At 68.8% G+C, this 12,343-nt stretch carries 7 protein-coding genes; 2 read left to right on the forward strand and 5 right to left on the reverse strand.

The window, feature by feature from the left end:
- Window positions 1-102: 102 nt before the first annotated feature.
- Both murJ and OHA37_RS19175 read right to left on the reverse strand, forming a co-directional pair.
- Window positions 103-2,280, reverse strand: a complete 2,178-nt coding sequence (gene murJ / locus OHA37_RS19170) for a murein biosynthesis integral membrane protein MurJ (protein ID WP_266906862.1) — start codon at window positions 2,278-2,280, stop codon at window positions 103-105.
- A 46-nt stretch (window positions 2,281-2,326) separates the two neighbouring features.
- Window positions 2,327-4,597, reverse strand: coding sequence for a DUF6049 family protein (locus OHA37_RS19175; RefSeq protein WP_266906864.1), 2,271 nt, complete (start codon window positions 4,595-4,597; stop codon window positions 2,327-2,329).
- 187 nt (window positions 4,598-4,784) lie between these two features.
- Between OHA37_RS19175 and OHA37_RS19180 the strand changes: the two genes are divergently transcribed.
- Complete coding sequence (locus OHA37_RS19180) at window positions 4,785-6,251, forward strand: CCA tRNA nucleotidyltransferase (protein WP_266906866.1); 1,467 nt, start codon at window positions 4,785-4,787, stop codon at window positions 6,249-6,251.
- Between the two features lie 85 nt (window positions 6,252-6,336).
- On the opposite strand, the gene OHA37_RS19185 is transcribed toward OHA37_RS19180, so the two are convergent.
- The 3 genes from OHA37_RS19185 to OHA37_RS19195 form a co-directional block, all read right to left on the reverse strand.
- A complete protein-coding gene (locus OHA37_RS19185) occupies window positions 6,337-7,617 on the reverse strand; it encodes an MFS transporter (protein WP_266906868.1) in 1,281 nt (426 codons plus the stop codon).
- A gap of 106 nt (window positions 7,618-7,723) precedes the next feature.
- Window positions 7,724-8,806, reverse strand: a complete 1,083-nt coding sequence (locus OHA37_RS19190) for an inositol-3-phosphate synthase (protein ID WP_250738618.1) — start codon at window positions 8,804-8,806, stop codon at window positions 7,724-7,726.
- Between the two features lie 49 nt (window positions 8,807-8,855).
- Window positions 8,856-9,458, reverse strand: a complete 603-nt coding sequence (locus tag OHA37_RS19195) for a PadR family transcriptional regulator (RefSeq protein ID WP_250738617.1) — start codon at window positions 9,456-9,458, stop codon at window positions 8,856-8,858.
- Between the two features lie 274 nt (window positions 9,459-9,732).
- Here OHA37_RS19195 and OHA37_RS19200 point away from each other — a divergent pair, with 274 nt between their 5' ends.
- Complete coding sequence (locus OHA37_RS19200) at window positions 9,733-12,261, forward strand: transglycosylase domain-containing protein (protein ID WP_443046185.1); 2,529 nt, start codon at window positions 9,733-9,735, stop codon at window positions 12,259-12,261.
- Window positions 12,262-12,343: the final 82 nt, after the last annotated feature.

Here is a 12,343-nt window from a genome sequence, read left to right on the forward strand (position 1 = left end):
CCCATCCGTTGCGCGCTGTCGGCCAGTCTGCGAAGCCAAGCCAATTGTGCCCACAGTCCACCGGTCTGCACGACACACCAGGGAGCAGGATGGTTGTACGCATCAGCGTCCCAGGCGTCCGCGGACCATCCCGACCATGGCGTTGAGTTCTTCGATGCGCATCCGCTTGGCGGCGACGAGGAACACCGCCGCCAGGGAGATGCCGCCGGCCACCAGTGCGGTGAGGGAACCGAGGGCTCCGCTGCCGATGAAGTGAAGGACGGCGTAGGCGACGGCGCCGGCCACGGCCGCGGCGGGGACGCAGGCGCCGATGAGCCGGGTGTAGGTGCGCATGACGTGCGCCCCGTCGAGGTCGCCGCCGAGTCGGGTGCGCAGTCGGCGCCAGGCGACACCGACGCCCACGGCGTAGCCGAGGCCGTAGGCGGCGGCCATGCCGACGACGGCCCAGCGGGAGGGGAGCACGAAGAAGGCGACGGCTGACATGCTCGCGTTGACGGCGGCCACGATGACCGTGTTGTAGAAGGGCGTCCGGGTGTCCTCGTAGGCGTAGAAGCCGCGCAGGACCACGTACTGGACGGAGTACGGGATCAGTCCGAGGCCGAAGGCCATCAGGATGAAACCGATGTTCTGGGCGCTCTCCGTGCCGGAACCGGCGTAGAGCAGGCCGGCCATCGGGACGCCCAGGGCGAGGAACGCGAAGGCGCAGGGCACGATCGCGACGGCCGAGGTGCGCAGTCCGTAGGAGATGTCGTCACGGACGGCGGCGGCGTCGCCGTCGTGGGCGGACCGGGAGATGCGCGGCAGGACGGCGGTCATGACGGAGACGGTGATGATGGCCTGCGGCATCTGCCAGAGCAGCAGGGCGTAGTTGTAGCCGGTGATGCCGGTACCGCCGTGGCCCTGCTTGTCGGCCACCTCGCCCGCCCAGGTGGCGAGCTGGGTGACGACGATGAGGCCGAGCTGGTTGGCGAGGACGAAGAAGAACGTCCACTTGGCCAGGCCGGCGGCCTTGCCGAGGCCGTGGCCCTTCCAGTCGAACCGCAGGCGCGGCTTGAAGCCGGCGTCGCGCAGGTAGGGAAGCATCGCCAGGGACTGGACGATGAGGCCGAGCAGGGTGCCCAGGCCCAGCAGGCGGACGCCTTCGGGGGTGATGCCGGCCTCGGTGACGCCCGTGGTGGTGAAGCCGCCGAAGGCCCAGATGAAGGCGCCGAAGGTGGCGATGACGACGATGTTGTTGAGGACCGGGGTCCACATCATCGCGCCGAACCGGCCGCGGGCGTTGAGGATCTGACCGAGGACCACGTGCACACCCATGAAGAACATGGTGGGCAGGCAGTAGTGGGCGAAGGCGACGGCGACGTCCAGCCGTGCCGGGTCGTCGGCGATCTTCTGCGACATCATGCCGATGAACAGCGGTGCCGCGAGCACGCAGACCACCGTGACGGCGCCCAGCAGGACCATGACGAGGGTCAGCAGCCGGTTGGCGTATGCCTCTCCCCCGTCCTCGTCGTTCTTCATCGCGCGCACCAACTGCGGGATGAAGACGGCGTTGAGGGCACCTCCGCCGACCAGGACGTAGATCATCGTCGGCAGGGTGTTGGCGACCTGGTAGCTGTCGTTGAGGGTGGCGACGCCGATCGCTCCGGCGATCACCAGGGTCCGCATGAAGCCGGTGATGCGGGAGACGATGGTGCCGGCGGCCATCAGGGCGCTGGACTTGAGCAGGCTGGAGGCGCGTCCGGCGGGCTTGCTCGGTGCCGGGGCGGCCACGGGCGCGTCCTCGGCCGGGGTGCGGGGCGCCGCGTCCTGGTCCCGGTAGAGGTGCGCGAAGGCATCGGGACGGGGGTCCTGGTCGGCGGCCTTGGTCACGAGGGAGTCCACACCGACGAACTGCGTGGTCGTGGCGTGGTCTCCGTAGGGCAGGTGCCGGGAGGGGCCGTCCGGCTCGGGCGGCGGGGTCTGGGCCCACACCCGGGGGTCCGGGGCGTACGAGGGGGCCGGTGGAGCCGCGTAGAGCGGCCCGGGCTCCTGGAAGGTGCCGGGCGGGGGCGGCGGGTGCGAGGCCCGGTCGTACAGGACCTCCGCCACCGGGTCCTGGGCGGAGAGGTCCTGCGCCCGGTACGGGTCGTAGGCGTAGGCGTCCTGGACATAGGGGTCGTGGTCCGGCGCTGGTGCGGGCGCGGGAACCTGTCCCGGCACCGGGGCGCCGGGGGCAGTGCTCTGGGAGGGCGCGGGCCCGCCAGTGCCCTGCGCACGGTCACCTTCGTACGGCGCGTTCATCGAAACCCCACCTCATCGTCCCCAGGCCGAACGGCCACGGCGTCGCTCAACGGTCCACTGTCTCACCCGTGCCGGACGGGTCCGCGCTTTGCGGTCCGGTGTCCGGGGACTCGTCACTCTGCTGCGTGTTCTCCTCGGCGGCGGCGCGTGCCGCGACGCGCTTGCGGCTGGCGTACATCTTGATGCCGGCCAGCACGAGGAGGAGCACACCGCCCGCGATGACGAGCATGACGGTCGGTGTCACCTCGGTGGCTTCGACGGTGAACTTGCGGGCCTTCCCGTAGGGCACTCCGTCAGTGGTGAAGAGCTGGGCGGTCACCTCGACCGGGCCGCTCGCGGTGGCGTTGGCGGGGAACTTCACGGTCTGGCTGTGGCCGCCCTGGACCGCTACTTCCTGCTGGGACTCCCCGCTGTCGCCGAACATCAGCCGGGTCGGGTTGGCGGACCGCACCCGGAGGACCAGGTTGTGGGTGTCCTGGACGAGGCTGTTCTGGACACTGACGGGGATGGTCGCGCTGTGTCCGGAGAGCGTCGCGTCGGACTTGGGAATGATCTTGACCTTCTCGGTCAGCTTGATCAGGTACCGCTGCACCTGGTCGCGATAGTCCCACGCGGCATCGCGGCGGCCGCGCCAGGAGGCGGACATCTCGCGGTTGGTGGTGTTGCCGAAGGGGATCTCGACGCGGTCGGGGGCGGTCAGGATCACCTTGAAGTGGTCGAGGGTGGTCTCGGTGGTGCGGATCTTCTCGAAGGCGGAGACCGGCAGTTCCTGCTTGCTCAGTGCCTCGGGGTACTGGCCGGCCCCCGGGACCTTGGTCGCGGCGCGGGGGTCGGGAGTCGCGGCGGCGGCCGCCTCCAGGGCCACGGCCTGGCTCCAGCGGCCCGCCTGCAGACCCCGTATGGCTGTGGCCATCGTCTGTACCTGGCTGGAGCTGGGCATGCGCTGCGGGGCGACGACGAAGCTGCGCTGGGTGTCGGTGTCCTGCAGGTTCAGGGCGAGGGTCTGGGCGAGGAACCGCTGTACCGCGAGGGTGGAGGTCCCGGTGCGGAGCATGTCGCCCTCGAAGGCGGTGGAGAGACCGGCGTCGGCGACGACCGCCGTGGTGCCCGCGCCGATGGGCCGGGCGGCCGACGGGGTGTAGCCGAGTGCACCGGTCTCCTGGAGGCTGTCGCTGCGGGTGAGGATGTTGTGGGCACCGGCCGACGTCGCGACGTTGACGATCGACGGGTCGATCGCCCCTTCCACGGGCCAGGAGAAGTCGGTGCTCGCGGGGACGTGCAGGACCGTCTCGACGGCTTGCTTCGCCTTGTCGGTGGCCGGCCGCAGCTGTCCCAGGGTGCCGGACACGTCCTTGCCGCGGTGGGCGAGCGAGGCGATGTCCGGATCGGCGAAGGGCAGTGCGACGACCTTCTTGCCCTGGACGGCGCTTTCCAGCGAGCTCAGCCACTGCTCGGCGACGGCCTTGTTCTTGCCCTGGACGGTCCGGCCGTCGGGGGTGCGGACCCGGTAGCCCTTGGTCATGGCGTCGACGGTGTAGAGCAGGTCCGGGTCGATGACCCAGGTGATGGGAAGGTCCTTGCCGAGGGTGACCATCTGTCCCAGACGCCCGTCGGACTTCAGCTCGGCGGCGAGGCTGTCGTCGAGGAAGACGGGGGTCTGCAGCTCGTCCGAGCCGGTCTCCGAGGTCAAGTGCGTGGTGGAGATCAAGGGCCAGACGTACGCGAGCTGGGACCGCTTGGCAGCGGCCTCCGGCTGCCAGGGCAGGAAGGTCCGCTTGATGCCGAGGACCCGCTCGTACTGGCGGCTCTCGGTCTCCCCGGACAGGGAGACGCCGAGCTGGTAGACGCCGTCCTCGTCCAGCTTCAGCTTGTTCACCGGAACCTTGAGGGTGAACGGCTGGCTGATCTTCGAGGGCAGCGAATCGATCTTCACGGCGAACTCGGCGCCGATCTCCGCCGGGTCGATGCCCGCCCGGAATCCGCCGCGATCCGCGACCTCGTCGATGGAGCCGCGGTCCGCCAGCGCCGGCCCGACCCGCAGACCCACGTGCGCGTCGGTGATCTTCTCGGAGCCGTTGTTGACCACGGTGCCCGAGATGGTGAGGGTGTCGCCCTTGATCGGGGCGCTCGGTGCCAGGGTGTCGAGCTGGATGTCGACGGCTGCGGCGGCCGTGTCGGCTGCCTGGGCTTCCGGGGCGTGCGAGTAGACCAGGCCGGCGAGTACCGGCGTCCCGGCGAGCAGGACGACAGCGCGCCGCAGCCAGCGTCGCCGGGCAGGAGCGAGGGGTGCCCCCTGGATGTCTGCCGCCTCGGCCAACGCGCTCGCCCGTCCCTCGAAGTGTCAGTGGTCGTCGTTTGTGCGTCCACGCATGGTAACGAGGCCCGCTGTGCGCGAGTGCCGCGCCTTGCTCCACATGATCGGGTCCGCCCCGGAGGGGCCGTGGGCCGGGGTGGCCCCAAAACACGGGAGCTCCCGGCGGGCCGGGCACGTACCCTTTTCTGTTGTGCCGAACGCCAACGAAGACAACCTCAGTGTCCTGAATCACGGGCAGGCCCGCGCGGTGAGCGAACTGCTGCGCATCGCCCCTGTCGCCGACGAGCTCGGCCGCCGTTTCCAGGAGGCGGGCTTCCGCCTCGCCCTGGTCGGCGGGTCCGTCCGCGACGCGCTGCTCGGGCGCCTCGGCAACGATCTCGACTTCACCACCGACGCCCGTCCCGAGGACGTTCTCAAGATCGTCAGGCCATGGGCCGACTCGGTCTGGGACGTCGGTATCGCCTTCGGCACCGTCGGTGCGCAGAAGGAGGCCCGCGTCGGAGACGTTGATCGAAGCTTCCAGATCGAGGTGACCACGTACCGCTCGGAGTCCTACGACCGGACCTCGCGCAAGCCCGAGGTCTCCTACGGCGACTCCATCGAGGAGGATCTCGTCCGTCGCGACTTCACGGTGAACGCGATGGCCGTCGCGCTCCCCGAGAAGGTGTTCGTGGACCCGCACGGCGGCCTGGAGGACCTCCGGGCGGGTGTCCTGCGCACCCCGGGCACGGCCGAGGACTCCTTCTCCGACGATCCGCTGCGGATGCTGCGGGCGGCGCGGTTCGCGGCCCAGCTCGACTTCGAGGTCGCCCCGGACGTGGTGGCGGCGATGACGGAGATGTCCGGCCGCATCGAGATCGTCTCGGCCGAGCGGATCCAGGGCGAGCTGAACAAGCTGCTGCTGTCCGCGCACCCGCGCAAGGGCCTGGGCCTCCTCGTGGACACGGGGCTGGCCGAGCACGTGCTGCCGGAGCTGCCGGCGCTGCGGCTGGAGAGCGACGAGCACCACCGGCACAAGGACGTCTACGACCACTCGCTGATCGTGCTGGAGCAGGCGATCGCGCTGGAAGAGGACGGCCCGGACCTGGTGCTGCGGCTCGCGGCGCTGCTGCACGACATCGGCAAGCCCCGGACCCGCCGGTTCGAGAGCGACGGACGGGTCTCCTTCCACCACCACGAGATGGTGGGCGCGAAGATGACCAAGAAGCGCATGACCGCGCTCAAGTACTCCAACGACATGGTCAAGGACGTGTCCCGGCTGGTGGAGCTGCACCTGCGCTTCCACGGCTACGGGGACGGGGAGTGGACCGACTCGGCCGTGCGGCGTTACGTCCGCGACGCCGGTCCGCTGCTGGACCGCCTGCACAAGCTGACCCGCTCCGACTGCACCACGCGCAACAAGCGCAAGGCGAACGCACTCTCCCGCACCTACGACGGGCTGGAGGAGCGCATCGCCCAGCTGCAGGAGAGGGAGGAGCTGGACGCGATCCGGCCCGACCTCGACGGCAACGAGATCATGCGTGTCCTCGACGTGGGGCCCGGACCGGCGATCGGCAAGGCCTACGCGTTCCTGCTGGAGCTGCGGCTGGAGAACGGTCCGATGGAGCACGAGGCGGCGGTCGCCGCTCTCAAGGAGTGGTGGGCGGCGCAGGGCTGAGGCGTTCAGGCCCTGAGGCGCCGAGGGCCCGGGCGGGCCGATGTTTCACGTGAAACATCGGGGCGGAGAGCCGGTCGTGCTGCGGTCAGGGCGATGTTTCACGTGAAACATCGCCCTGACGCACGAGGAGTGCCGCGGTAGCGGCGTAGAGCATCGCCACGCCGAGGTTCAAGGGGACGGAGTGCCCGTCGAGGGGGAGCACGAGAGCGGCCACCCCGGCGGCGCCGACGAAGGCGGCGTTGAAGAGCACGTCGTAGACGGAGAAGACGCGGCCGCGAAAGGCGTCCTTCACCTGGGACTGCACGACCGTGTCGGTGGAGATCTTGGCTCCCTGGGTGGCCAGGCCCAGTACGAAGGCCGCTGCCAGCATCGGTCCGGGCGCGAAGAACAGGCCGAGCGCCGGCACCAGCACCGCGGCGCTCGCGGCGCAGAGGGTGATGGTGCCGAGGGGCCCGAGCCTGCCCACCAGCCAGGGGGTGATGACGGCGGCCGCGAAGAACCCGGCCCCTGAAACACCGACCGTGACCCCCAGCAGAGCCAGCCCGTCGGCCTCGTTGTCCGACCAGGCGTAGCGGCAGAGCATGAGCAGCGTGACGAACAGGGCGCCGTAGCAGAACCGCATGACGGTCATGGCGGTGAGCGCCCGGGCCGCTTCGCGCCGGGAAGCCAGGTGCCGTAGGCCCTCGGCCAGGCCCCGCACGGTGAGGGCGGCCCCCTGGAGGACCGTCGGGTTGATCCGGCCGGGAGGGTGGTCGGGACCGAGGAGGTCCAGGGCCAGGCGCAGGGAGACCAGGGCCGCGCACAGGTAGAGGCCGGCTCCGAGGAGGACCACCAGGGCGTCGGAGTCGTCGGCCAGTATGCGGACGAGGAAGGCCATGCCCCCGCCGGCGACGGCGGCGAGGGTTCCCGCGGTGGGTGAGAGGGCGTTCGCGGTGACCAGTTGGCCGGGCGCGACGACCCGGGGCAGGGAAGCCGCGAGACCGGCCAGCACGAAGCGGTTGACCGCGGTCACGGACAGGGCCGAGGCGTAGAAGAGCCAGTCGGGGACGTGCGCGACGATCAGCATGCCGGTGACACAGGCGAGGAAGGCCCGCAGCAGGTTGCCGTAGAGGAACACCTGGCGGCGGCGCCAGCGGTCCAGCAGGACTCCGGCGAAGGGGCCGATCACCGAATAGGGCAGCAGGAGTACGGCCATGGCCGAGGCGATGGCCGCGGGCGAGGCCTGTTTCTCCGGGGAGAAGACGACATAGGCGGCCAGTGCGACCTGGTAGACGCCGTCGGCGGCCTGGGAGAGCAGCCGTACGGCGAGCAGGTTGCGGAAGTCCCGCAGACGCAGGAGTACGCGCAGATCACGTACGACAGCCATGAGGGAAAGGGTCACACACGCGGAGGGTCCCCGGGCATATTGCCCGGGGACCCTCCGTGGAAGAACTGCCGAAGTCCAGGTGTCCGTCAGGACACCGGGGTTTCGACTAGCGCTCGACCTCGCCCTTGATGAACTTCTCGACGTTCGCGTAAGCCTCGTCGTCGAAGTACTGCACCGGCGGGGACTTCATGAAGTAGCTCGAAGCCGACAGGATCGGGCCACCGATGCCCCGGTCCTTGGCGATCTTCGCGGCGCGCAGGGCGTCGATGATGACACCGGCGGAGTTCGGGGAGTCCCACACCTCGAGCTTGTACTCGAGGTTCAGCGGGACGTCACCGAAGGCGCGGCCTTCGAGGCGGACGTAGGCCCACTTGCGGTCGTCGAGCCACGCCACGTAGTCGGACGGGCCGATGTGGACGTTCTTCTCGCCGAGCTCGCGGTCGGGGATCTGCGAGGTGACGGCCTGAGTCTTGGAGATCTTCTTCGACTCGAGGCGGTCGCGCTCGAGCATGTTCTTGAAGTCCATGTTGCCGCCGACGTTGAGCTGCATGGTGCGCTCAAGACGGACCCCGCGGTCTTCGAACAGCTTCGCCATCACACGGTGCGTGATGGTGGCGCCGACCTGCGACTTGATGTCGTCGCCGACGATCGGGACACCGGCCTCGGTGAACTTGTCGGCCCACTCCTTGGTGCCGGCGATGAAGACCGGGAGGGCGTTGACGAAGGCGACCTTGGCGTCGATGGCGCACTGGGCGTAGAACTTCGCCGCAGCCTCGGAACCGACCGGCAGGTAGCAGATCAGGACGTCGACCTGGCGGTCCAGAAGGGTCTGGACGATGTCGACCGGGGTCTCGGCCGACTCCTCGATCGTCTCGCGGTAGTACTTGCCCAGACCGTCCAGGGTGTGGCCGCGCTGAACGGTCACGCCCGCACTCGGGACGTCACAGATCTTGATGGTGTTGTTCTCGCTGGCGCCGATGGCGTCCGAAAGGTCGAGGCCGACCTTCTTCGCGTCGACGTCGAACGCGGCGACGAACTCGATGTCGCTCACGTGGTAGTCGCCGAACTGGACGTGCATCAGACCGGGGACCTTGGCCGCCGGGTCGGCGTCCTTGTAGTACTCGACGCCCTGCACCAGCGAGGCGGCGCAGTTGCCTACGCCGACGATGGCTACGCGAACCGAACCCATTCCGGTTGCTCCCTGTTTGTTCTCGGACGAGGCCTGCGAGATGCAGACCTCACTTTGCAGTTTCGTCGGACGGACCGGGTCGTCTCTGATCCCGTCCCGCCCGCTCACTCTCGATGAGCTCGTTCAGCCAGCGCACTTCGCGCTCCACGGATTCCATGCCGTGGCGTTGCAGCTCGAGCGTGTAGTCGTCGAGCCGCTCGCGTGTGCGAGCCAGCGAGGCGCTCATCTTCTCCAGGCGCTCCTCAAGGCGGCTGCGACGGCCCTCCAGTACCCGCATGCGTACGTCCCGTTCGGTCTGACCGAAAAAGGCGAAGCGGGCGGCGAAGGACTCGTCCTCCCAGGCATCGGGGCCCGTGTGGGAGAGGAGCTCCTCGAAGTGCTCCTTACCTGCTGCCGTCAACCGGTAGACGATCTTGGCGCGGCGCCCTGCGAGTGAAGCGGCGAGAGCGTCCTCCGGGGCATTGCCCGGCTCTTCGATCAACCAGCCGTTGGTGACGAGCGTCTTGAGGCAGGGGTAGAGCGTCCCGTAGCTGAACGCCCTGAACACCCCCAGCGAGGTGTTGAGCCGCTTGCGCAGCTCGTAACCGTGCATGGGGGATTCGCGTAGCAGGCCGAGAACAGCGAACTCAAGAATGCCTGAGCGCCTGCTCATCCGCTTGCCCTTCCCCTGCCTCGGAGTCTTTATGTCGAGCTGATGTATCGGCTCGATACATCCAGACGATAGAACGGGTAGCCCTCAGCTACAAGTGGTGACACGGTGACCGGCGTCACATCACCGATTTGCGCGAGGCAAGTTGCCTGATTTGGGGTGAACTTCGGCACTGATTGGCTTTTGGGCGTGCGTAGTCTGTGCGCCATGACACCGGGGGGACCGGAACTCACCTGCCGCTTCCAGGCCACTCGCCTGCCCGAGGAGTAGTCGTTCGATGAGCGAGCACCGCCGCAAACCGCAACAGCCCCAGAGCGGTGGCCGCGCCGCCGCCCGTAGGGCTGCCCAGCAGCGCCCGTCCAGGGGCGCCGGGCGTGACGTCCCCACCGCGTCACCCAGTGGGCCGTATTCCCAGCAGCCGGGTCACGGCAGCCGTTCGGACGCCCGGAGATCCGCCGGCCGGGGCTCGGCAGGGCGGGGTAGGGGCGCCTCCGTGGGCGCCGGCCAGCCCAAGCGGTTCATCAACTACCCGCGCGGCGAAAAGATCGGCTGGAAGCGCTTCGTCCCGTCCTGGAAGCTCGTCAGCGGCTCGGCCCTGGGCTTCTTCGCGATCATCACGGTGGGCGCGGGCATCGGCATCGCTTCGGTGGGCACACCCGACGTGAACAAGACGGCCAAGGCGCAGAACAACGTCTTCTACTGGGCGAACGGCTCCCAGATGGTCGCAACCGGCGGGTCCGTCAACCGCCAGATCGTCTCCATCGAGGATATCCCCCGGTCCATGCAGAACGCCGTGATCGCGGCGGAGAACGAGTCCTTCGAATCGGACAAGGGCGTCGACCCGATGGGCATCGCCCGCGCCGTGTGGAACATGGCCAAGGGCGGATCCACCCAGGGCGGCTCGACGATCACCCAGCAGTTCGTGAAGAACCAGTACCTGGACTCGGACCAGACGCTCAAGCGAAAGGTCACCGAGCTCTTCATCTCGATAAAGCTGGGCGTCAGCGAGGAGAAGAACACGATCCTCGCCGGCTACCTGAACACCGCCTACTACGGCCGCGACGCCTACGGGATCCAGGCGGCCGCGCGCGCCTACTTCGGCAAGGACAGCAACAAGCTGAACCCCTCCGAGAGCGCCTTCCTCGCCGCCGTGCTCAAGGGCCCGAACCTCTACAACCCCGACGGCGGCATCGGCGCCGCGGCCACACCCGAAGCCAACTCCGAACGGGCCAAACAACGCTGGTCCTGGGTGCTGGACCGGGAGGTCAAGGTCGGGCGCATGCAGCAGGCCGAGCGGGACCAGTACAAGGAGTTCCCCCCACTGATCGAATCCGCCCAGGCCGCCGGCATGTCCGGGCAGATCGGCTACCTGGTCGATACGGCCAACCTCTACCTGGCGAAGAAGGGCATCAAGGTCGAGGACCTGGCCAAGGGCGGATACCAGATCCACACCACCTTCAAGAAGGAGAAGGTGGACGCGCTGGTCAAGGCCGTCGAGGGGACCCGCGACGGGATGCTCGACGAGAAGGCGAGGCCCGAAACGGACACCTTCGTCCAGTTCGGGGCGGCCTCGGTGGACGTCAAGACCGGCGGCCTCGTGGCCCTGTACGGCGGTCCCGGCATCGACAAGAAGCACTTCAACAACAACGCCAACACCTCGGGCGTCCAGGTCGGCTCGACCTGGAAGCCGTTCGTGCTGGCGGCGGCCATGCAGTACGGCACCCAGAATTCGAAGGGTGAGGGGATCTCGGCCAAGAGCAAGTACCAGGCGAACGACCTCACGGTGATCAACAACCGTGCGGGCGAGCCGCTGCGCGACGGCTCCGGCAAGCCGTTCCGGCAGAAGAACGAGAGCCCGACCCCCTACGGCTACGTGACCCTGAACGAGGCGATGGAGAAGTCCATCAACGTTCCCTTCGCCCAGCTCGTCTTCGACGTCGGCCACAGCAAGGTGAGGTCGGTCGCGAAGGCGTCCGGCCTCCTCCCGGAGTCCTTCGACCCCAACGACAACGCCTCCTTCGCGCTGGGCACGTCGACCCCCAGCGCCATCCGGATGGCCGACTCGTACGCCACCTTCGCCGCCTCCGGAATCCATCACGACCCGTACTCGGTGACCAGCGTCACGAAGGACGGCAAGGACGTCCCCGGCTTCGCGGCCCCCAAGGGCGAACGGGCCATGGACAACTCCATCGCGGACAACATCACCAAGGTCCTGCGCAACGTCGTCGAGAACGGCACCGGTACGAAGGCCAAGAAGCTGGGCCGGCCCGCGGCGGGCAAGACCGGTACCACCGACAAGAACATGTCGGCATGGTTCGTCGGCTACACCCCCGAGCTGTCCACCTCCGTGGCCCTGTTCCGCTCGGACCCGAGTGCGAAGAAGAAGGAACTGATCTCGATGAGGGGCGTGGCGGGCATTCCCTCCCTCCACGGTGGTGACATCCCGGCCGAGATCTGGACCAAGTACATGAAGGAGGCGCTGAACGGCGAACCGAAGTCGGACTTCCCGGAGCCCGACGAGCTCGGTGTCGTCGCTCACGCCTCGGGCGCTCCCTCGCCTTCTCCCTCGCCTTCCCCCTCGCCCTCCCCCTCGGCGTCTCCGTCCCCGTCGAACTCGCCTTCCCCGTCCCCCAGCCCGAGCCCTTCGCGCAGCAGCGGAAAGCCGACCTGCAAGCCGTGGGCCATCTGCGTGCCGAGCCCCAGCGCCAGTTCGTCCAGGTCGCCCTCGCCCTCGCCCAGCAAGTCGCGCGACAGGCCGAGCGGCGGTGCCGGAGACTTCCCGATAGGGGGCTCCACGGGAGGCTGACCCGAAGCCCCACAACACGGCCGGAGAGGGCCGTCGCACCCGGTGCGGCGGCCCTCTCCCCTGTGTCATGGGCGCCGGCGGC

Source organism: Streptomyces sp. NBC_00335 (assembly GCF_036127095.1).
GTDB lineage: Bacteria > Actinomycetota > Actinomycetes > Streptomycetales > Streptomycetaceae > Streptomyces.

Coding starts and splice junctions, on each gene's coding strand:
- murJ (WP_266906862.1), bottom strand. CDS start 2,280: ATGAACGCGCCGTACGAAGGTGACCGTGCGCAGGGCACTGGCGGGCCC.
- OHA37_RS19185 (WP_266906868.1), bottom strand. CDS start 7,617: ATGGCTGTCGTACGTGATCTGCGCGTACTCCTGCGTCTGCGGGACTTC.
- OHA37_RS19190 (WP_250738618.1), bottom strand. CDS start 8,806: ATGGGTTCGGTTCGCGTAGCCATCGTCGGCGTAGGCAACTGCGCCGCC.
- OHA37_RS19195 (WP_250738617.1), bottom strand. CDS start 9,458: ATGAGCAGGCGCTCAGGCATTCTTGAGTTCGCTGTTCTCGGCCTGCTA.
- OHA37_RS19200 (WP_443046185.1), top strand. CDS start 9,733: ATGAGCGAGCACCGCCGCAAACCGCAACAGCCCCAGAGCGGTGGCCGC.